This is a genomic window from Pandoraea sp. NE5 (assembly GCF_024363545.1).
Classification (GTDB): domain Bacteria; phylum Pseudomonadota; class Gammaproteobacteria; order Burkholderiales; family Burkholderiaceae; genus Pandoraea; species Pandoraea cepalis.
Window position 1 is genome coordinate 3,479,835 of the sequence record NZ_AP025517.1, and the last position, 21,627, is coordinate 3,501,461.

General features: G+C 63.0%; 21 protein-coding genes. 3 read left to right on the top strand and 18 right to left on the bottom strand.

The annotated features are described in order from the left end of the window. Positions 1-20 precede the first annotated feature (20 nt). Positions 21-938 (bottom strand): LysR family transcriptional regulator, encoded by a 918-nt coding sequence (locus PanNE5_RS15900; protein ID WP_150564057.1) that lies wholly within the window; start codon positions 936-938, stop codon positions 21-23. A 119-nt stretch (positions 939-1,057) separates the two neighbouring features. Here PanNE5_RS15900 and PanNE5_RS15905 point away from each other — a divergent pair, with 119 nt between their 5' ends. Next, positions 1,058-2,344: an MFS transporter gene (locus PanNE5_RS15905; RefSeq protein WP_150564058.1), complete on the top strand. Its 1,287-nt coding sequence runs from the start codon at positions 1,058-1,060 to the stop codon at positions 2,342-2,344. 50 nt (positions 2,345-2,394) lie between these two features. Continuing rightward, the gene (locus PanNE5_RS15910) at positions 2,395-3,897 is read left to right on the top strand and encodes a M81 family metallopeptidase (RefSeq protein ID WP_261938355.1); all 1,503 of its coding nucleotides are present in this window, start codon (positions 2,395-2,397) and stop codon (positions 3,895-3,897) included. Between the two features lie 140 nt (positions 3,898-4,037). Here the strand turns inward: PanNE5_RS15910 and PanNE5_RS15915 are convergent, their stop codons facing one another. From PanNE5_RS15915 to PanNE5_RS15925, 3 genes are all read right to left on the bottom strand, one after another. Next, positions 4,038-4,316: a hypothetical protein gene (locus tag PanNE5_RS15915; protein ID WP_261938356.1), complete on the bottom strand. Its 279-nt coding sequence runs from the start codon at positions 4,314-4,316 to the stop codon at positions 4,038-4,040. Positions 4,317-4,344: 28 nt separating this feature from the next. Further along, entirely contained in the window at positions 4,345-5,514 is a 1,170-nt protein-coding gene (locus PanNE5_RS15920) for an HPP family protein (protein ID WP_261938357.1), read from the bottom strand. Positions 5,515-5,600: 86 nt separating this feature from the next. Next, complete coding sequence (locus tag PanNE5_RS15925; RefSeq protein WP_261938358.1) at positions 5,601-6,878, bottom strand: SAM-dependent methyltransferase; 1,278 nt, start codon at positions 6,876-6,878, stop codon at positions 5,601-5,603. A gap of 163 nt (positions 6,879-7,041) precedes the next feature. Here PanNE5_RS15925 and cynR point away from each other — a divergent pair, with 163 nt between their 5' ends. After that, the gene (gene cynR, locus PanNE5_RS15930; RefSeq protein ID WP_261938359.1) at positions 7,042-7,998 is read left to right on the top strand and encodes a transcriptional regulator CynR; all 957 of its coding nucleotides are present in this window, start codon (positions 7,042-7,044) and stop codon (positions 7,996-7,998) included. Here cynR and PanNE5_RS15935 read toward each other — a convergent pair. The 14 genes from PanNE5_RS15935 to PanNE5_RS16000 all read right to left on the bottom strand — a co-directional run bounded on the left by PanNE5_RS15935 (position 7,979) and on the right by PanNE5_RS16000 (position 21,208). Further along, positions 7,979-8,608 (bottom strand): methyltransferase family protein, encoded by a 630-nt coding sequence (locus PanNE5_RS15935; RefSeq protein ID WP_286798178.1) that lies wholly within the window; start codon positions 8,606-8,608, stop codon positions 7,979-7,981. The genes cynR and PanNE5_RS15935 overlap by 20 nt on opposite strands. Before the next feature lie 214 nt (positions 8,609-8,822). Beyond that, on the bottom strand, positions 8,823-9,794 hold the full coding sequence (locus PanNE5_RS15940; RefSeq protein ID WP_261938360.1) for a type II secretion system F family protein: 972 nt from the start codon (positions 9,792-9,794) through the stop codon (positions 8,823-8,825). A gap of 23 nt (positions 9,795-9,817) precedes the next feature. Then, entirely contained in the window at positions 9,818-10,795 is a 978-nt protein-coding gene (locus tag PanNE5_RS15945) for a type II secretion system F family protein (RefSeq protein ID WP_261938361.1), read from the bottom strand. 42 nt (positions 10,796-10,837) lie between these two features. Continuing rightward, entirely contained in the window at positions 10,838-12,148 is a 1,311-nt protein-coding gene (locus tag PanNE5_RS15950) for a CpaF family protein (RefSeq protein WP_261939858.1), read from the bottom strand. 87 nt (positions 12,149-12,235) lie between these two features. Further along, positions 12,236-13,444 carry an AAA family ATPase gene (locus PanNE5_RS15955; protein WP_261938362.1) on the bottom strand — a complete coding sequence of 403 codons (1,209 nt, stop codon included), beginning with the start codon at positions 13,442-13,444 and terminating at the stop codon, positions 12,236-12,238. A gap of 28 nt (positions 13,445-13,472) precedes the next feature. After that, the gene (locus tag PanNE5_RS15960; protein WP_261938363.1) at positions 13,473-13,913 is read right to left on the bottom strand and encodes a TadE/TadG family type IV pilus assembly protein; all 441 of its coding nucleotides are present in this window, start codon (positions 13,911-13,913) and stop codon (positions 13,473-13,475) included. Then, positions 13,910-14,431: a TadE/TadG family type IV pilus assembly protein gene (locus PanNE5_RS15965; RefSeq protein WP_130026360.1), complete on the bottom strand. Its 522-nt coding sequence runs from the start codon at positions 14,429-14,431 to the stop codon at positions 13,910-13,912. The genes PanNE5_RS15960 and PanNE5_RS15965 overlap by 4 nt, the downstream gene beginning before the upstream one ends. Positions 14,432-14,440: 9 nt before the next feature. Further along, entirely contained in the window at positions 14,441-15,673 is a 1,233-nt protein-coding gene (locus PanNE5_RS15970) for a pilus assembly protein TadG-related protein (protein ID WP_261938364.1), read from the bottom strand. Between the two features lie 154 nt (positions 15,674-15,827). After that, entirely contained in the window at positions 15,828-16,160 is a 333-nt protein-coding gene (locus tag PanNE5_RS15975; protein ID WP_017233456.1) for a hypothetical protein, read from the bottom strand. A 24-nt stretch (positions 16,161-16,184) separates the two neighbouring features. Next, the gene (locus PanNE5_RS15980; RefSeq protein ID WP_261938365.1) at positions 16,185-17,960 is read right to left on the bottom strand and encodes a type II and III secretion system protein family protein; all 1,776 of its coding nucleotides are present in this window, start codon (positions 17,958-17,960) and stop codon (positions 16,185-16,187) included. Positions 17,961-18,042: 82 nt separating this feature from the next. Then, positions 18,043-18,885 (bottom strand): Flp pilus assembly protein CpaB, encoded by an 843-nt coding sequence (cpaB, locus tag PanNE5_RS15985; RefSeq protein ID WP_017233458.1) that lies wholly within the window; start codon positions 18,883-18,885, stop codon positions 18,043-18,045. A 12-nt stretch (positions 18,886-18,897) separates the two neighbouring features. After that, the gene (locus tag PanNE5_RS15990; protein ID WP_261938366.1) at positions 18,898-20,331 is read right to left on the bottom strand and encodes an ATP-binding protein; all 1,434 of its coding nucleotides are present in this window, start codon (positions 20,329-20,331) and stop codon (positions 18,898-18,900) included. A 31-nt stretch (positions 20,332-20,362) separates the two neighbouring features. Beyond that, the gene (locus PanNE5_RS15995; RefSeq protein WP_261938367.1) at positions 20,363-20,902 is read right to left on the bottom strand and encodes a prepilin peptidase; all 540 of its coding nucleotides are present in this window, start codon (positions 20,900-20,902) and stop codon (positions 20,363-20,365) included. A gap of 120 nt (positions 20,903-21,022) precedes the next feature. Next, entirely contained in the window at positions 21,023-21,208 is a 186-nt protein-coding gene (locus tag PanNE5_RS16000) for a Flp family type IVb pilin (protein ID WP_017233461.1), read from the bottom strand. Positions 21,209-21,627: the final 419 nt, after the last annotated feature.

The following is a 21,627-nucleotide window of genomic DNA, read 5'->3' on the forward strand; positions in this document are numbered from 1 at the left end:
AGCGCCCGTTGACCCCAGGTTCAATGGCTCTCCGAAAACATCGTCATCCGCTTCAGAATCCACGTCAGCAACGTTTCCGCCGCCGGGGAAAGCGGACGACGAGACTTCACCAGCACCCGCGCCTTCGCTGCTTCGAAGAGGGGATGTGCGATGGGCAGTGCGACGAGTTCGCCGGCATCGATTTCGCGGTACACGGAGAAGGCGCCGATCAGCGTCGCGCCTTCTCCGCGAGTCACGAAGTGGCGTAGTACCTGAAGCGAGTTTGTGGTCAGCGTTCGGCGGATGTCGACGTTTTCCGTGTAAGCCAGCATCTCGACAACCTGTCCAAGCCCGAATGCGGGCGGCATCAGCGCCAACGGATATTGCAGCATTTCCTCGACGGTGACGGTACCGCCTCGCAGTGCGAGCGGATGCCGGGTATTGACGAGCAGCACGATCGGCTGCGACGACGTTGCGCGGAATTCAATCTCCGGGTGGGCGGGCGGGTTATAGGCCAGACCGATGTGCGCGCGGCTCTGCGCCACCTCCTCCAGCACGTTGTTGACCGGCAGGACATCGACGATCACGTCGAGTCCGGGGAACTGCATGCAGAAGTCGTTGAGCACCTCTTCCATCAGGCCGTCGATGTAACCCTCGCTGATCGCGAGCCGGACATTGCCCCGCTTCAAACCGCGCAGCGCCTCAAGCCGATCTTCGAACTGCTCCTGTTGAGACTGGCATCCCCGCCAATATTCGAGGAGGTGCATGGCCGCTTCGGTCGGCCGGACACCCCGCGCGCGCCGCTCGAAAAGCGGTGCGCCAATCTCATCCTCGAGCAGCCGGATCTGCCGAGTGATCACCGACGCCGCCGTATTGAGGCTGTCGGCTGCCGCGCGGATCGAGCCGTGCGTGAGCACTTCGTGAAAATACCGCAAACGCCGTTGATTCAGTTCACGCACCGTGTCCGTCCTCGGTTAAGTGTTGCCAAATGAGCAACGATAACCGACTTAGGTTGCTCTTGCTCTTCGGTTTTTGGCTGTTAATGATGAATTCATCCTAAGCACACCGGAGAACGCTCTTGTCCGCTATTCCTTCCACGCCTCTCACTGAACGGCACGCGGCGCTTTATCGCAAGCTGAACTGGCGGCTGCTTCCGTTTCTGCTGCTTTGCTACACGTTTGCGTACCTCGACCGGGTAAATATTGGTTTCGCGAAGCTTCAGATGCAAAGCGATCTTGGCTTCTCCGATGCCGTGTACGGTCTCGGCGCGGGTATTTTCTTCCTCGGCTATGTGTTGTTCGAAGTCCCCAGCAATCTCCTCTTGCCGAAGGTGGGCGCGCGCAAGACCATCAGCCGGATCATGGTGTTGTGGGGGGTGACTTCGGCGTCGATGGTGTTCGTGCGTTCGGAGCCGATGTTCTACACGATGCGGTTTCTGCTCGGCGTCTTCGAGGCGGGATTCGCACCCGGCATGATCTTCTACTTGACCTATTGGTACGGTCGCGCGCGCATGGCGCAGGTCATGGCGATTGTCATGCTGGCAGGTCCGATCGGCGGCATGTTTGGCGGCCCCCTGTCGACGTGGATCATGACGGCGTTCTCCGGCGCGCACGGCCTTGACGGCTGGCAGTGGATGTTCTTGATCGAGGGATTGCCGTGCGTGGTGTTCGGCGTGCTCGCGCTGTTTGTGCTCGACGACCGGCCAGCCGACGCACGTTGGCTGAGCGCCGACGAAAAGCGCCTGCTCGCGTCGGAACTCGATGCCCGGGGCGGCTCACATCATTCGTTCGCGCAGGTCGCCAAGGATCCGCGGGTCTATTGGCTCGCGTTGCCATACTTCTGCTTTATCTGTGGGATCTACGCGGTGAGCTTCTGGCTGCCGTCGATCATCAAGGCGGCCGGCGTGCGAGACACCCTGCAGATCGGCTTTTACTCGGCGATACCTTACGTCGCGGCGGCCGTCGCGATGCTGCTCGTCGGCCGCAGTTCCGACCGGCGCGGCGAGCGTCGCTATCACAGCGCAGTGCCCGCACTCATCGGTTCGGTGACGCTGGCGCTCGCCACGCTCTTCAGCAGCGATCTCGCGCTCTCGCTGACCTGCATGACGATTGCGACCGCCATGATGTGGGTCGCCTATACCGTGTTCTGGGCGATGCCGTCCGAATACCTCAAGGGCGACGCGGCATCGGGCGGCATTGCGCTCATTAACACGATCGGGCTGATGGGCGGTTTCCTGAGTCCGACGATCATCGGCTGGGCGCAGGGTGCGACCGGCAGTCTGCACGCCGGGCTGTATGTGATGGTCGCGCTGCTGGCCATCGGCGCCATCGTATTGATCGCGATGCGTCCGGCACGCACCGCTTGACGTCCGTGACGCCCGATCCCGCCCCCCTCAATCTCACCAGAGGTCTGATTTTGTCCCGTACCCCTCCGACCATTTTGATCGCCGGTTTCCAACACGAAACCAATACCTTTGCGCCGTCGAAAGCCGCTTACGAGAACTTCGAGCGTGGCGAAGGCTTTCCGTCGATGTCGCGCGGCAGCGACGTACTCGCGCTGCGCGACGTCAACATTCCCGCCGGCGGCTTCATTCGAGCGGCGGAGGCTGCCGGATATGCGCTCTCGCCGGTCATCTGGGCAGGCGCGAGTCCGTCGGCGCACGTGACGCGCGACGCATTCGAGCGAATCGCGGGCGAGATCGTGGAGGCGGCGCGCACGCAGCGGTTCGATGCGGTGTATCTCGATCTGCACGGGGCGATGGTTGCCGAACATGTCGACGATGGGGAAGGCGAGCTGCTGGCGCGCGTACGCGAGGTCGTCGGCCCGAGCGTGCCCATCGTCGCGTCGCTCGACCTGCACGCGAACGTCACCGAACGAATGTTGCGCAGCGCGAATGCACTCGTCGCGTATCGCACGTATCCGCACGTGGATATGGCCGAGACGGGGGCGCGTGCCGCCGATCTGCTTGCACGGTTGATATCGGGGGAAGGGCTGCATCGCGCGTCGCGGCGATTGCCCTTTCTCATTCCGATCAATGGCATGTGTACGCTGCTCGAACCATCGCGCGGGATGTACCAGCGCGTCGGCGAGGCGGAAGTGGGCGATGTCGTATCGGCATCGTTCGCACCGGGGTTTCCGGCAGCGGATTTTCCTGAATGCGGTCCGGTGATCTGGGCGTACGGACACGCGGCCGACGCCACGGATGCTGCCGTCGACGCGCTTTACCGGCGCATGATCGACGAGGAGTCTGCGTGGCGCGTCACGTTCCTGTCCCCCGATGCCGCGGTGCAAGAAGCGATGCGATTATCCGAAGGGGCGAGTCGTCCGGTCGTCATTGCCGATACGCAGGACAATCCCGGGGCCGGTGGCGATGCCAACACGATGGAGATGCTGCGAGCGCTTGTTCGTCATGGGGCGAAGCGTGCAGCTATCGGCCTGATATACGATCCGGAGGCTGCGGCGTTAGCGCATCGCGCGGGCATAGGCGCGCAGATCGAGACGTCGTTGGGCGGGCAGTCGGGCGTGCCTGGCGATCAACCGTTCGTCGGCAAGTTCGAAGTCACGTTCCTCTCCGAGGGTCGGTGCCGCTATGACGGCCCCATGATGAACGGCATGCAAGCCGAACTTGGCCCGGTCGCGTGCTTGCGCATCGACGACGTGTTGATTGCGATCAGTTCCAGCAAGGCGCAGATGCTGGACCGCAATCTGTATCGCGTGGCGGGAATCCAGCCGGAGGAGATGCGCATCCTCGTGAACAAGAGCTCGGTGCATTTTCGCGCGGACTTCGAGCCAATCGCCGAGGCGGTGTTGGTGGCGAAGGCGCCGGGCCCCATGACCGCCGATCCCGCCGATCTGCCCTGGACGCGTCTCGCACCCGGCATGCGCACCCGCCCCGGCGGTGAGCCTTTTGGCGGGTAGCGTCGGTGCTACACATCAAATACCAGGACGTCTGGGCGGATGGCGCCATGCACGACACCGTCGTTAGGCTGGCCTGACTGAGAAATAGGCGAGAGGCATAGGGAAGGGCGATAGTCGCCCGTCCCGGACCACCGCTCGCTCTATGGCATCCGTGGCGACGCTTGCGGCGCCCGGTGAACCCGCCTTGGGTCTTCCGTGGCGTCGCCGCGTCGGATCATCTCGTCAATCTCAGCCCGCAATTGCTTGACGAGGACATCCACCGCCTCAAAGCATTTCCCGACGGATGGCGCCACTTGTCGGTGCGCGACGATCCTGCGCCTGTCGCGATAGCGTATCCACGCGATGTACCCGTGATGCTCAAGCTCGAGCGCAGCCTCGATGTGGACGGACCGATAGGTCTCGATGGTTCTCAGGTTCATGCCCCCTCCTGGTAAATGCCGCGAAGATCTACGCGGCTTCGAGCTGGTGAATTTGCGTTCCCGCGTGAAGTCCCGCAATCAAGTCGCTCTCCGTAATCATTCCGATGACACGATTGCCGTCATCAACCACTGGAATATGGTGGTGCCCGGTCGTGGAGAACGTGGGCAGCAGGTCGAGAATGGAATCTGAGCCCTTTGCGGTGCACACCCGGGTCGTCATGACCGAGCCGACCGATCGGGTGTTGTCCTTCCCGGGGAGAAGCCAACCGAGCGCGTTGCCAATGCTTTGCGGTCCGGCCGCACGTCCAAGCTCGCGATGGATGTCATACCGCGTCACGATGCCGACGATCCGATGATCGGTGTCGCGCACCGGAAGCGCCTTGATGGCGCGACGCTCCAGCAACTTGAGCGCCACCGAGCAATCCGTCTCCTTGAGCACCGTCAATGGCGACTTCGTCATGATGTCCTCGCACGTCAGGCCGTGAAATGTTCGGCGGCAGGCGGCGAGCTGGGTTTCTCGCAGGAGCGCCTCCAGGTCGTCGATGTCCACGTCGATGAATTCATTTCGACGCGCCAGCACGGCTTCCAGATCTTTACGCGTGAATCCGCCGCCGGTTTCCATCGAAGCATCCGCCGATTCCGTCGCCTTGATCTTTACCACGCGATGCGGATAGCGGTGCCCCGTGAGCGAGTGATAAATGATGGCGAGCGACACCAGCACCGTCGACTGCAGGGCAACGGGGGCAATGGCGAAGGCATAGCCCATTCCATGGATGCCGGCCCCGCCGAACACGGCGGTCAGTGCCACGGCACCGGCGGGCGGATGCACGCAACGCGCTGCAAACATCGCCAGAATGGCCACGGAAACGGCGATTGCGCCGGCAATCGGCACATTCGTAATGACGATGCCGCACGTGACGCCGACAATGGCGGCGATGACGTTGCCGCCAATCACCGACCACGGTTGAGCGAGCGGGCTGGCGGGTACGGCAAAGAGCAGCACCGAGGAGGCCCCCATCGGGGCGATCAGCAGCGGAAAGCGACTGGAGAATCCGGGGAATAGATGGATGCTCAGCCCGGCAATCGTCAGCGCTGCTGCTGCGCCCAAGCCAGACCGCAGGCGCTCCCGTGCACTGAGGCCCGTGGCGTTCGGCAGGAACGCGCCGAACCATGCTTGCATTTGCTTTTGAGTCAACATAACCTTTCGAATCGTTAAACCACAATGTGGCATCGACGTTCACATGGCTAGTGGCATGAACGCCAGTGCCGGAGGAAATATTCCGTCTATTGCACCTCGGCGGTAGCGTTGCGCTCGGTTGTGTCCGATGGTTGACGCGCAAGTGAATAAGGCGAGTACATATAACGTCGTGCGCGGGGTATTGCGTCGGCGCTTTGCCGTGACCGTTGGCAGAGCACCTGGAAAATAGCTACGTTGTCGACCTCGAACGCGTACGCGCACCCCGCCAGATACACCCGCCAAATCCGGTATTTCTCCTCGCCCACCAGACGTCGAATTGCCTCGCCGTTGCGCTCGTACCGCGTAGTCCACTCTCGCAACGTTTGGGCGTAATGGCGCCGAAGGTTTTCCACGTCCAGGACTTCGAGGCCGCCTTCCTGCATGGCCTGGATGGCTAGAGAGAGGTGGGGGAGTTCGCCTGCGGGGAATACATAGCGGTCGATGAAGGTGCCGCCGCCAAAGGGCGTATCACCGCTTTGCGCGTCAGTTGACGTGATGCCATGGTTCAGCGCGATGCCATCTTCCGCGAGCAGATTTCCGACAGTTCTGAAGTACGACGGCAGGTTCGCCAGCCCAACGTGCTCAAACATGCCAACGCTCGTGATTCGGTCAAAAACACCTTTCACATCGCGATAATCCTGCAAGCGAAGCTCGATGAGATCGGTTAAACCCGCTTGCTCGACACGCTGTCGCCCCAACGCCAATTGCCTTTCCGACAACGTGACGCCAACGCACTTCACGCCGAATCGTTGGGCGGCGCGAATCACCAGCGCGCCCCATCCGCATCCAATATCCAGCAGCGTGTTACCGGGCGCTATGCGGATTTTGTTGAGGATGTGGTCAATCTTCTTGAGCTGCGCTGCCTCCAGGGTCTCGTTGCCGTCCTCGAAGTACGCGCAGGAATACACCATGCGTTCATCAAGCCACAGCCGGTAGAAGTCGTTCGATACGTCATAGTGGTACTGGACGGCATCTTTGTCGTCTTTGCGCGTATGGGAAAAACGACGAGCCAGTCTGGCGACGGCGCTCGGCTTTTTCACCGAGGACGACGTCAGCTGATAGGCCACCCGAACGACATCCGACAAATCGCCATCAATGTCGATGTGTGCGCGGATGTAGGCTTCGCCCAGCGTGTCGAGCGACGGTTCCAGCAGCGCGGACAGGGCTTCCGAGTGATTCACCCGGAGGGCGACCTTGGGGGTGGGGGAGTCGCCTAAGTTGTATGCCTTTCCCGAGGGGAGGGACAGTTGAATGGGGAGATTGAGTTCTTCGCGGATTCTTTCCGACCAGCGACCCACCGTGACGTCCAAGACCTTGTCGAGCATCGCACTTGCCTTATTCGAATTGTTATGGTGTAAAGGAAAAAGCGCCTCGCCGCACGAGTGACTTCGATCGGCTGGCCGTCCATGATTCTGCATCTGCGCGTCAATAGAGTCCAAGACGTGGTTGCAATGGTCCCGATAAGTTCAAGTTATGGAGAACCGCACCGTGGTCCCGCGTCAAATACGGTATTTGCTCGCTGTTGCAGAGCACAAGAACTTCACGCGCGCTGCGGACGCGTTGGGCGTTTCCCAGCCCGGGTTGTCGCAGCAAATCAAGCAGCTCGAGGACTACCTCGGCACGACGTTGTTTGACAGAACCGGACGGTCGATCCGACTCACCGATGCTGGCGAGACATACGTTGCGCATGCGCGCAAGGCGCTGTTCGAGCTTGAAGCCGGATGGCGGGCATTGCAGGAGGTTGAGGATCTGTCGCGTGGGGTACTTCGCGTGGCGTGTACGCCTTCATTTACCGAATCGCTGATGCCGAAATGGGTGCACTCGTTTCACGAGCACTATCCGAACGTCCATGTGTATTTGTCGGAGATGTCGCTCGACGCCATCGAAGCGGCGTTGTGCGCGGACGAAAGCGACATTGGCGTTGGATTCACCGATGTTCGAACCGAAGGCATCCAGGTGACGCCCCTATTCGAGGAGCGGGCAACGCTTGTCGTCAGCTCGACGCATCCATTGCGCTGCGAAGGGGTTGCCATCACCTCGGCGCAATTGGCGAGCCTGCCGCTTGTGATGCTCGTCGAAGGTTTCGCCGCTAGAACGTATGCGGATGCGTATTTCCGAGCGCACAAAATCGCGCCTAACATCGCCGTCGAGGCCAACTCCATCAGTGCGGTACTGAGAATTGTCCAGCTTGGGGGGATGGCCACCGTATTGCCCCAGGTCAGCGGGGATGTGCCGACAGGACTCTCGCATCTCGATCTGCCGGAGCCCATCACGAGCCGTACCGTGGCCATTCTGGAGCGGCAGCGGGTCCACCGAACCGCGGCCGCAAAGGCCTTTGCGAACATCGTGATGTCGTCGACGCGTCAGCTTGGGCTTGCGTCGTCATTCATCGACGACGACCTTCGTCGGCCCGACGGCACTGTCGTCAGAACACCCCGGGAATGACGCGGTAACGCACGATCGCTCGATAGGCCCGATATTCCGGGTCGTGGGACAAGAGCCGTTCTTCCCGAAGCAGACGTCCAATCTGAAGGGCGTACAAGCCGGCATAGACGAGCAGGTTGCGCCAACCGAAGTTCGTCGACAGAAAGCCTATGTCCGTGATGAAGTAGCCGAGATAGATCGGATGCCGGACAAGACGATAGGCACCGCGGGTCACGATGCCCCGGTTTGCTGGCAAGATGCCGAACGACCGGCGCAACGACGCCTTGGCGAACAGTTGCCACAGAATGCCGGCACAACACAGGGTTGCACCCACCGGCTCCGGAATAAGCCGGATGCCCGGCGCCAGCTCGATAGCCAGGAAGTAGAACGTGCCGCCGACCGACAGCGCAATGCTCACCGGTCGCCAGTCGCGCTTCTCGGGAATGCGGGCAAACAGCGACAGACCGACGGTCAACGACGACGCAAGCGCAAGCAGCAGCACCGTCAGACGGGCGGGGTCCAGGCGCCATTGCAGGATGGCCGAATACGCAAAGATGCTTAGCAGCAGCGCGGAGCCCACCCGCACCGATATCTCCACCGCCATTTCGCGCCACTGAGGTCGAGACTGCATGCCCGATTCGTCACGGGGCAGGGCACCGTCCAGGGGTAGATCCACATAGTTTTTGCTTTCCATGATCCAGGTCCTTGATGCTGGTCACGTCGGCACCTCGCGTGCCGGTCGTTTTTGCTCTGTCCCCCGCGCCGCAAACAACGCGGGGTGTTGCCGTCAAGCGATGCCGGTGTAGTTCCGGAGCCGGCGTCATCGTGGTAATGCCATGCCCGCGCTAATTGATCGAGCCGGAAAGCGAAGGCAGCAACACCCGGTAGATCTGAAGGAACGCCGGGCCAAGCAGCACCAGCAGCAACGTCGGGAAGATGAAAAAGATCAGCGGGAACAGTAGTTTCAGCGCGATTTTGGCCGCGCGCTCCTCGGCCCGTAGCCGCCGCTTCATTCGCAAGGTCTCCGACAACACCCGCAACGACGCCCCGATGCTGGTCCCGAAGCGCTCGGCCTGGATCAGCATCGACACGAACGTATCGATATCCTCGACGCCCGTTCGCAGGCTCAGATTGCGCAAGGCACGCTCCTTTGAATAGCCCGACCGGAGTTCGAGCAACATCAAGTCGAATTCGCGCGCGAGCACCGCGCTGCGAACGTGGATTTCCTTCGCGACACGGGCCAGCGCCGCATCCAGGCTCAAGCCCGCTTCGACACACACGGTCAACAGATCGAGTGCGTCCGGAAAATCCTCGAAAATCACGCGTTGGCGCCAGGCGATTCGGCGCGTCAGAATGCCGTTCGGCAAATAGTAGCCGATCGCACCGAGCAACAACAGAACGCTTAGGAGCAGCGTGCGGTTGATCGTCGTGTAGTGCGTGCTCGCAATGTAGTAGCCGATCAACGGCAGCACCAGCGCCAGCAATGTCTTGGCCGCGAAGTAGAGCGCGGGCGCCGACGCATCGCGCCAGCCGGCGTTCATGAACTGCACACGCAGGACGGAACTCTCCCACCCCTCTTTGGGCAATGAGAGTTTAGAGATCGGTTGCGACCATTCGGCGAGGCGCTCAATCCATTCGCGTGTGCCGGTTGGCTCGCCGGGCGCGTCCGCTGACGTGCCGGCGCCGAGGGCCCCCACGCGAGCACGCGTTTTCGTTTTCTGGGGCCAGAACCAGATCGCTGCGACCAGCGCAATGCTGAACGAGATCACGAAGACGCCGACCAGCAGGACCATTTGGCCTTGATTGAGTTGTGGCATGACAGTTCCCCCGCCGTCGCCGTTCACACGCGGATGCGAATAATCATGCGCATCCACACCATTCCCAACGCCATCAGCACCAGCGCCACCACGGCCAGCTTGATGCCGGCGGGGTCGTGCCAGAGAATTTCAAGAAACGCCGGGTTGACCACCATGATGATGCCGGCGGCGCCGAACGGCAGCACCTCCAGAATATTGGCGGACAGACGTCCTTCGGCCGACAGCACCTTGACCTTTTCATACAGCTTGAGCCGCTCTCGCGTGAGCTCGGCGATGTTGCCCATGATCTCGGCGAGATTGCCGCCGCTCTCGCGCTGAATCATCACCGCGATGATGAAGTAGCGCAGATCGGCGACAGGCACGCGTGTCGCGAGGTTCAGCAGGGCGTCGTTTAGGCTGACGCCGTAGTTGATTTCGTCGAACATGATGTGAAACTCGCCGCCGATAGGGGCCGACATTTCATCGCCGACCATCTCGATCGCCCCCGTGAACGCATGTCCCGCGCGCAATGCGCGGGCGATCATGTCGGCAGCTTCCGGCAACTGGCGTTCGAGCTGCGCTAGCCGACGTCTGCGACGACGCATCACATACAGGACCGGCAAGCATGCCGCCAGCGGCCCCGCGATGAGCGCCAGGCGCCACGGCAGCGGCAATATCAGCACCAGGATCACTGCCCCGGCGCCCAGTAGCAGCATGAACGTCAGCAGGCGGCTCACCGACCACGAAAGCCCCGACTGTATGATGAACAGATCGAGACTGTGGACCCGCGGCATGCGCATCAGAAGCTGTTCCAGTCTCGGCGAATCGCTCAGCATCCGCGTCTTCAGGATCGACGTGTGCTCCCGATCGACATGGCCGCCGGCCGAGAGCGAGCGAATGCGCGACTCGATCCGTTTGGCGGCCGCGCTGTGCTGGTTGCTCCACCACTGATAGACGGCTTCGATGGCCAGTACCACGGCCGCGAAGAGCAGAATCGCGAAAATGTAGAAGTACGGACTCATCGTTTCCTCCCACTGCGGGACGCCTGTCGGGCGCGGGTATCGTCACACTTCCAAGCGGCGCGACGGATCGTAGATGGCATCCGGCAAAGCGACGCCGAACGCCTGAAGGCGCTCGGAGAACTTCGGACGTACACCGCTGGCGACGAAATGACCTTTCACCTCACCATTGCCACCGACCCCCGTCCGCTTGAACGTGAAAATCTCCTGCATGGAGATGATGTCGCCCTCCATCCCCGTGATTTCCTGCAGGCTGACCAGCCGACGACGTCCATCTGTGAGGCGTGCCGTCTGCACGATCACGGTGATGGCCGAAGCGATCTGCTGACGCATCGCCTTGGGCGGTAGTTGCAGGCCCGACATGCTGATCATGTTTTCCATTCGGGTCAGGGCATCGCGCGGGGTATTCGCGTGGATCGTGGCGAGCGACCCCTCGTGACCGGTATTCATGGCATTGAGCATGTCGAGCGCTTCCGCGCCGCGCACTTCGCCAAGGATGATGCGATCAGGGCGCATCCGCAACGCGTTGCGGACCAGCGTGCGCTGCGTGATTTCGCCCTTGCCCTCGATGTTCGGCGGACGCGTTTCGAGCCGCAGCACATGCAACTGGTGCAACTGCAGTTCGGCGGCATCTTCGATGGTCACGATGCGTTCGGTGTCCGGGATGAAGCTCGAGAGGATATTGAGCAACGTTGTCTTGCCGCTGCCCGTGCCGCCTGAGATCAGCATGTTGACCTTGGCGTGCGTCAGCGCGGACAGTACTTCGGCCATCGGCTCCGTGAGTGTGCCGAGACGGACGAGGTCGGCCATCTGCAACGCGGTGGTGCCGAAGCGGCGAATCGACAGCAGCGGACCGTCAATCGCCGACGGGGGAATGATGGCGTTGATACGCGAGCCATCCGGCAGGCGGGCGTCGACCATCGGACTCGACTCGTCGATGCGGCGCCCCACGCGCGAAACGATCTTCTCGATGATCTTCATCAGGTGTGCGTCGTCGTAGAACGTCACGGCCGTCGATTCGAGCTTGCCGAAGCGCTCGACATACGTGCGTTTGTGCGTGTTGACGAGAATGTCGGAGATGGTCGGATCGCGCAACAGGGCTTCGAGCGGCCCCAGGCCGAACATCTCGTCGTAGATGTCGCCGGCGAGCTGCCGGCGTTCCGCGTCATTGACGAGCACGTTCTGCTCGCCCACCACACGATCGATCAACTGCACAAGTTCGTGTTTGACTTGCGTGTCCGACAGGCGTGCGAGCTTTTCCAGCTCGACGCGTGCCAGCACCATCTCGTGCATCTTGCGCTTGAGCTCACCGTAATGCGGACCGATGCCGGAGGCGACCTGGAGCGGTGCAGCCATGCGCTCCGACGACGTGGCCGGACTCAGCAAAGACGGGGCATCGAGGATTGGCGACATGATGATCTCCCAGAGGCAAAGTTGCGACGATCAAACGAGGGTGGGCCGCCCGGCGGACGCCTTGCGGAAGAGCTTGCCGATGAACGAACCACCATTCGCCGGCGTGATGCCTGGGCTCGCGTGGGCGCCCGCCATGCTCGATGCCAGACCGCCCAGCGCCCGGGTCAAGGCACTGCGCTTGAACAACTTGAGCACCGGCACGCCCTGACTGGTGGCGGCGGCCGCGACGGCGCCATCGTCGGGCAACACCACCAGTGCCGGCTTGCCGATCACCTTCGCCACCTCCTTGGCCGCGACGGCATCGTGCCGTCCCGCCCGATTGAGCACGTAGTGGACCGTGTCCATGGCGACGCCCTGACGGCGCAGCAAGTCGAACAGCCGACGACTCGCCCGCAGGAATGGCATGTTCGCCCGCAGGACCACGTAGATGTGATCGCTGCGTTGCAATGCATAGAGGGTGAGTGGGTTGAGGATCTGGCCGATGTCGAAGACCACAAGGTCGTAACGGCTCGCGGCTGCGGCGAGAATGCGCTTCAGGCAAGCTTCCGTCACACCGAGCGCGGCGACCGGATCGCCCGCGCCGGCCAGGACATCGAAGCCGTCATCGACGTGCGTCACGCACCCTTCGAGGAACGAGGCGTCGATGCGATCGGCTTGCGCGCAAACGTCCGGCAGGGTTGTCGGCGGCGTCTTGTCGCTTATCAGGAACGCCGCGTCGCCGAACTCCTGGGCGAGATCAATCAGCAGCACGCGGCTGCCGGTCTGCATCGCAAACTGATAGGACGCGTTGCTAGCCACGAAGCTGGTGCCGGCGCCGCCCTTGCACGACATGAACGAGACGGCGCGCATCGGGTGCGGCGCATCATGCCCGTGCTGCATCGACGCCCGGGCGAGGGCGTCGGTCAGCGCGTGTTGATCGACCGGCCAGGGCAGCACGTCGCGGGCGCCGGCGCGCATCGCCGAAATCAGCAAGGCGGGCGACGACTCCGCCGACACGAGGATGCAAATCAGTTTCGGCAACTGCTGGCAGAGCATCTGAATGTCGTGCAGTTCACCCTGTTGCATGCCTGGCAAATCGATCACCGCGACATCATGCTCGCCCAGCCGTGCGGCCGACGTGAGCAACTGGGCCGGCGTGGCGAGCAGCGTCGAGCAATCGTACTCGGGGCGGTCGCGCGCGAGGCGGGCGATCAACGCCAAACGGTCCGATGCTTGCGAAACGAGCAATACTTTCAGCATGATGGCCTCGTCTGTCTTTTTGCGTTGTTCAACTGCACACGTTCCCACCGGACGCGCTAGTCAGGCTTTCGCGCGGCAACGTCGTAGTGAATGGGGGCAACGTGACCGAAATCGGGACAAAGGGAATGAAGGTGTTGACGGTTAGCCCTGTGTAGCTGACCGTGACGAGCGAGCAACTGCTCGTGTCGCAACCCGACGGCGTGTACGCCACCTGGATATTGGCCGTGGCGAGTTGTGGCATGAGGCTGATCATCTTGCTCTGCACCGCGCTCGCGCCCACATCGCAGACGACCGCTACGCGTGCCCCCAATCGCGCCGCTTCCGCAGCGGTATTCCAATAGAAGAGAATGCGCGCGAACTCCATCAGGCCGATCAGCAAGGTAATGAACAAGGCCGACACAATGGCGAATTCGACGGCGGCCGCACCGCGCTGGGCGTCGCGCCGACAGGTTAGGCGAGGGGGCTTCATAGCACTTGCCTCATGACGGTCTTGATATCGCCGAACGTCAGACCGGAGAAGTTCAGGATCGCCTGGATCGGCGAGTACTGATATCCCGAAATTTTGACCGACACCAGATTGATGGTGCCGACCGACGTGCCCGCGTTGCTGTTGTTGGTGGCGTCGTACACCATGTAATTGGCGTAGGTCAGGTCCTGGCAGCTTGGCGCGGTGGTGCTGCTGCGATCGCAGACCACCACGTTCGATGTCGTCAGATTGCCGATCAGCGGCGTTCCAGTGCATCCGGTATTGCCATACACGGCCAGGCATTTGGCCCCTGCGAGGGGGTAGTTCGGGTCTATCGGCGAGAACTCGGACAGATAGCGCGTGGCGTTGCGAACCGATTTCGTCAAGGTGTCGTACTGGTAGATGGCGTGTCCCATCTCGACCATCCCGCCGAATAGCCCGAGCAGCACGGGCAGCACGAGACCGAACTCAACCGCGACCACACCGCGCTGATTTCCGTGACGATGACGCAGGGGTGTCATGGTCGCCTCCTATTGCACGAGAACCGGCACCAGCGGCCCGACCGCGCCGACCGCCCCAGGCGTGCCTTGCGTCGCGCACGGGCTGCCGACATCGCCCGCTTTGCCGCGGTACTCGAGATGGACCGAGTCGATGTCGCCGCCCTGTTGCATCGGATCGAGCATCAGCACGCAGGCCCAGCCTGTGAGCGTGAATATGGCACCGCCGCTGCCGGTCCCAGGGTTCGAGCAGTCGACCATCGGCGCTATCGGCAACCGCCGATCCGCGCCCGCCTGATAGACCGACTTCGCCGCGGCGGTTCCTTTGGTCTTCAGCCCGGTGGCCGTATCGCCCTGATACGCCGCGTTGTTTTTGCGCTGTGTCACGAAATCGCTGTAGGCGTTCGCCTGCGCGCTCCACGTCTTGGCGTCATAGGCGAAGCCTGTGAAGTCCGTGGTGGACGTGCCATCGTTGGGCGGTGTCCCGCCCTGGTAGATGCCGAAGCGCGTGTTGTAGGCGGTATCGAGCGACGCCTTGTTGCCCGCGGTGCCGACCGTGGTGCCCACCACGGGCAGGTTGCATTGCCCCGACCCCGTGAGTTCGCCCGAGAGCGACGGCGTGCCGCTGTTACCGCTGCCGGTGAGGTTCGCCCAGCCGAAATCGCCGCCCGCATAAGTCCCGGTGGAGCTGTCGCCCTTGCCCACCAGCCATTGGCCGATGCTGTAGCTGCTTGCCGGCGAGAATTTCGACGGATCGCAAACGAAGACGGGGATCGCACATGTCGTCTGCGCCGAGGTCGTGGTGGCCACGGCGCGTGCCGACACAGAACCGGGGCCGATGCTGACACCCGGCAGCACGTTGAGCACCTCGATGAGCCAGTTGGCGATGCCGCTCATCGCGGTGGTGCATTGCACGTACTTGATACTGGCCAACGATCCGGTCACGCTGCCCTTGTCGACATAGGCGCCGGTCGCCGTCGTGCTGTACGTCACGCTGCTATCTACCGTCATGGTCACGGGGGTCGACTGGAACAGGGCGGTATTGATATGCCCGGCGGCGATGCCGGCGGCTTCGGACACTGACAGCGGGGTTGCGCCGGTCAGGTCTCGCGCGGCCGACAGCGCGCACGCATCGGCGCTGTTTTGCAGTTCGCTGCGTGTGACATAGAGCTTGCCGAGATCAAGCGCGAGACCGGCGAAACCGATCAGAACCGCCAGCATCAGCCCCACGACAATCGCGATGGCGCCGCCTTCGCGTCGCGGCATCCGACCTCGGGCACGGCGTCGAGTAGGGAGGTTTCGCATGATGAGCAGGCCTCGCTTGAGCGTCAGGGTGATGGAGTGGTGCGCGACGGTCGCGCCTGTCGCGCCCGCCGCACACGCAGCGTTAGGAGTGCGTGAAGAACGTGTTACGGACGCGCTACTGACCGGTATCCCCGGACGGCGCCGACATGGGCGAGCCGCCGCTGCTTACTCCGATGACGAACGGGCTGGCCGTTGGCGTTGGCGAGCGCAGCGACTTGTCGTAGTTCTTCATCGCGGCCACGGCAGCACGACCGTCTGTGCCGCGCGCGTCGTCATCCGTCGGCGGCCCGGGATGAATGATCTGGGCGTGCATGACATTTCTCACCGACTCGCCCATATGCGCATCCCAGATCGGCGATGAACTCATGCAGCCGGCAAGCGTGAGGCAAACCGCAGTGCTCGCGCCGATGGCGGCGCAGCGCAACATCATCGTGGTGACTGTTTTCATGATGGTTCCCCAGGATCACGGGTCTCAATGGGTATAAAGCTGGCGCATCGGATCGATCGACGCGGTGCGTTGGGGCGTGCCGACCTCGGGCGCGACGCTCACGTCACTGCGCACGGCGTTCGGCGCCGGCTTGGCCGGGACACTTGGTAACGAAGCATCGCGCGCCGCGTTCACCGACGGACTGGCGCCATCGGCGGGCCGGGTGACGGGCGTCGGTTGCAAGCTCGACGGCGGCACGCCCGGTTGCGGCGGCGGTGCGGCGGGCGTGTCTTGTGCCGGGGATTGCGCCGGGGCAGGGGCCTGGACGGGCGCCACTTTGCGACGTCCTTCCATATTGCCGGTGGCGTAGACGTCGATGGCGCTGGGTGTGGTAAAGCTGTCCGTCGGCAATGGCGGGGTTGACGCCGTGCGCAGAGGCTTCACGAGATGCGGCGTGATGATGAACACCAGTTCGGTCAGGTCGTTCTGGAACGACGTGCTGCGCATCAGCGCGCCGAGCACGGGGACTTCGCCGAGACCCGGGAACGCTTTGAGCGCACCGCTCACGTTGTTCTGCAGCAGGCCGCCGATGGCGAACGTCTCGCCGTCGCGCATCTGCACGGTGGTGGATGCGCGGCGTGTCGTAATCAGCGGCAGGATGTTCACGCCGCTGACATTGGTGGACGTGAGCGTTACGCCCGTCGGCGACAGCTCGGAGACTTCCGGTGCCACCTTCAGGTTGATGCGGTCGCCGTCAAGCACGGTCGGCAGGAACCGCAGGGCCACGCCGAACTCTTCTTGCTGAAGCGTGATCGTGGTGGTGCCGTTGGAGCTGCTCTGCGGCACCGGGATGAAAATCTTCCCGCCGGACAGGAAGCTGGCCTCTTGTCCAGACAGCGTCACCAGATTCGGTTCCGCGAGAATCTTCACGAGGTTGTCGGTCTTCTGGGCATCCAGTTGCATATTCAGCGGCAGCCGGTTCGATTTTGACGCCGACAGGAGGGTCCCCGCGCCCGACAGCAGGCTGCTTACGATCCCGCCGGTCCAACTCCCGAAGCCGCCCTGCAGGTTCAGTGCCGACCCCATCTGGTTGATGAGGGTTTTGGAGACTTCCGCGACCTTCACCTCGAGCATGACCTGTTGCGGCGCGTCGACCGACAGCATGTTCAGCACGTTGCCTTCGGTTTTGCCGCGCTTGGCGTACGCCTTCGCGATCTCGACCACCTGCTGGGCGGACGCGGCGCTCGAGACGCGTCCCGCCAACACCAGGTCACCCCCCGCGCTCGTCACACGGACGTTTCGTTCGTCGGGCATCAACTGTGCGATCGACGACTGCAATCCGCCGGCATCGCTGTTGACGGCGACATTGATCACATCGCAGCCGCCACTGCGTCCCTGCACGATCATGTTGGTCGTGCCGACCGCGAGACCGAGCAGGTACATGGTCTTGGGCGCCACCATCGCGGCCTGTACCACCGTCGGATCGCCGAGCGTGCGGTTGCGCACCGGCTCGTCGAGCTGAAGTATCGTCGACTTCCCGATCGGTACGGTGACGTCGCGTGTGCTCCGCAGATTTCCCGTGCAGTTGGGGCCGCGCACGTTCACGGCCGGTTGCGCTGGGGCCGTCGGCGCCATGCTGATCGTCATCTGCACCGGCCCGCCGGCGGCGACCGGTTTGCCGGGCGAGGATGTCCCGTTGGCAATCACACCGTACTCCGCAGCGGTCTGCGCCCCGGCGTGCGACATCGCGGCGAGCGCGCAACAAGCGACCGCGGCGATGGCCATGCGGCGAGCCTGACAGGTTTTGCGAATGTTTTTCATGATGTTCCCCGGGGTAGCGCGCCTTGGCGCGCAGTTCGGCATTGCCGTGTGACTCGTGACAGCGTTGACAGGCCTGTTGTAATTAGAAGCACTCCACGCCGCCGTGCGCGCCCGACAGCACACCCACGCAGTCGCCCGCGCGGGCCGGCGCGGGCCGCGAAGGCTTGCGTATCACCGCGGCACGCACGGGCTCACGGGCAGCGACTGGCGGTGCCGCCACCGGTTCGTTCAGCAGCGTCATCTTGGTCGCGCCTGTGGTCGCCAATGCCGCGCCGTCGACCTGGTTGCGCAGTACCAGCGACAACGTGCCGACACTGCGCGCGAGGTCGAGCTTTTCGGCCTGCTCGGGCGTGACTTCGAGCGTTACGGCGTTGACGACCTTCGGCGCGGTATCGTCGCGGCTGACTTGCTGTGCCACGGCGAGCACCAGGATCTTCTCCAGCACGATCTTGGAAATGCTCTGATCGGTCGGCCCTTTGCGCTCGGTCTCGCTGGTGTTGACGATGACGTCGACGTAGTTGCCGGGCAACGCGAAGCCGGCCACGCCGACCACGTCGTTGACTCTCACCGTGATGGCTCGCTTGCCCTCGCCGATGACCGCCGACAGACCGCCCTTGGTCCCCAGCGGGGCGAGCTTCGATTCGAGAATCGGCTCGCCGCGCTGCATGCCGACGCGCGCGACTCGGCCATCGAGCAGCTTCGGATCGTGGAACGCCCCTTGTGGAATGCTGTCGGCGGGCCAGTTGGTCATCTTGATGAGTTCGGTGTTGAGGGGCTGGCCGAGGCTGACGTCGCCGGCGGCTACGGCAACGGAGGTCACCGAAGCCGCGGACTGACGCGACAGCCATTGGGCGGCAAATACCACCGAGGCCAACCCGGCCACGATGGCGATCAGCAACATCGATAACGCCTTCGGGTTTTTCATGATCGTTGCTCCTCAGTGATGATCGAACGGTGTGGCGAAAGGGGCGTCGCCAAGTGAGCGCATGCCATCGTCCTGCCAGCTTCGACGTCCCCGGTGATTCATGTCGAAGTAACGGCGCCATGCATCGTCGAGCAGGTCCGCGGTGACCGTCATCGCGCTTTCCATATAGCGACACTCAGCTTCGACCTGCAGCAGCAAGTCGCGCGGGTAGCAGGCCATCAGCGGCGTGGCGGACATGCCATGGAGCTTTTGCGTCAGGTAGTCGAAGGCATCCTCCCCCGCGACGAGCCCAAGGCGCCGGCATTCGGCATCGAAGATGCGGCGGTAGGCGTCGGGCTCCATCGCGCCCACGTAAAGCTTGCAGCCCAGCCTGCGCAGGAACGGTTCGTCGCAAAGCTCCCACGGATTGAGGTTCGACGAAAACACGGGCCATACGTCGAACGGCACGATGAAGCGACGTCCGGTGTGGAGCGTATGGACATCGATGTTGCGATCCAGTGGCACGATCCAGCGATTGGCGAGTGCCTGGGGCGGCGCCATCTGCCGGCCGAAGTCATCGATGATGTAGATACCGCCGTTCGCCTTCATGTGCGGGGGCGCCTGATAGAAGCCGGTGGAGGCGTCGTAGCAGACCTCCAGCATGTCGAGCGTCAGCTCGCCGCCCGAGATCACGAGCGGGCGCTCGCACCAGAGCCAGCGGCGGTCCCGCAGGTGCGGCTGACCGGCGATAGTCGCGTCGGCTACTGGAACATGCACGAGCGGATCGAACACCTGGATGACCTCGCCCGACACCGAGATGGCGAAGGGGATCGGCGCCGCGCCTTGAAGCAGCGTGCCCAGGCGCTCGGCCAGATAGGTCTTGCCGCTGCCTGCCGGACCGAACAGCATCAGGGGGCGTCCGGCGTTGAGCGACGACGCGATCTCATCGAGCAAGCGAGCATCCAACGTCGTGCCCTTGAAAGCTTGTTTGACGAACGTGCGCTTGACCTGCAATTTGCGCACCGAGTGGGCCTTGACGGACGTTACATAGGCGTCGAGCGTCACCGGTGCCGGGCCGACATAGCTGCACAGGTTCATCGCTTCGCGTGCTCGCGCATGGCCGGCATCGGTCAGCCGAACGTGAACGTCCGCGTCCAGGGCGCCCCGATGGGTGATTTCCATCAGGTGTTCGCGCACGGTGAAGGCGATCAGCTCGTCGAGCACGCTCAGCGGTAGCTTGAGACCGTCCATCAGCGCCAGCAGCGTTGTCTTGCCGCTGACGAAGCAGGATTTGCTGACGAGATCAACGAGAAACGACATGTCGAGTCCCGTATCCGCCACCGACCGGAGCGCGGGCGCTGCGTTGGCGCCTGCCTCGTGGCCGTTCGCAAGATGCGATGGCGTCAATGGCGACATGCCGTCGTTGCCTTGCGGCGTCGTCGAATCGGTTACGCTGTGTTGATCCATGATGCGTACCCCGTGACTGTTTCCGTGGAGTTCAGGCCTGTGCGAACAGGACGCCAATCGTGCCCAGCGCGATCGCCAGTCCGTAGGGAATGGCGCCAACTGATGCGGCAGCCCTCCCTGGAGCCGGCGCGTCGTACCTGCGCGGCCCCCATTGGCCGACGATGGCGCGGGTATTTCTGAACAGTTGCACGGCGTTTCCGTGCAAGAGCGACAAACCGATGCTCCAGACGCCGCCGAGCACGAAGGTGGCGATCGCTGCATCGAAGGCCTGATGTGCACCGATCCATGCGCCGACGGCCATCATCAGCTTCACATCGCCGGCGGCCATGCCGCGCAGCAGATAGAACGGCAGGAACATCGCCAATCCAGTCAGCCAGCCAAGCGCCCAGGCGGCGCTCCCGTCAAGCCAACCGTGGACCCAGATCTGCATCGCCAGCGCGGCGAGCCATGCGCTCCCGACCAGGCGATTGGGAATGCGTCGGGATTGCCAGTCGCAGGCGGCGGCCACGACGACCAGCGTCACCGTGCCGAATGCGCTCAGGTTCGGTGCCATGAAAGGGCTGTCGAGCATGATCGTTACCTCGCCTATCGTTCGGAATCCGCGGCTCGCACTTGCGAGGGGAAATATTGCGGGTGACCGGGGGGGAGCGGGGTTCGCTCCTTGAGGCCACCCGCCTTGATATCGGCTCGCTCAACCGTTCGCCGACGTCAGCGCGGAACCAATCTTGCTGAACGTCGAGTTGAGCTGAGTGCCGACGATCGTCACCGAAGCGAGGATCACGACGGCGATCAACGCGGCGATGAGTCCGTACTCCACGGCGGTGACGCCGCTTTCGTCCTGGATGAAACGTTGGCAAAACTTGACGATGGTTTTCATGACAGTCTCCTTGCACTTGAGGTGGCGGGATATCCTTCGTTGGCACGACGGATTGGGAATGAAGGGCTGCGGGATGCGTTAGGGCAGCCCTTCGAAAGCAGTGACGTGACGGCACGACCCCGAACAGGGGCGACACCGTGACGTGCTAGACGAGAGGTAGCAGGGACGTGGCGCGTAGCGCGGCGGGGCATCACATGCCGCCGCACGTTGCAAAGCAGGCTCGCCGAAGGCGCAGGGCTTGCGTGCCCGTACGGAAGCCCTCGGCGATCTGCTGACAAGCATGGATCGGGTCCACACATTTTCTAATCCCCCTAACGGGCGACCGCATGGCTTGACGACTTCGCCTGCGGCTATTCGCCGGCGCCGCCTCATCCTGCGAGATCCTCATCTCGCTCGGACCGGAGGGGCCTGCCGCGTAC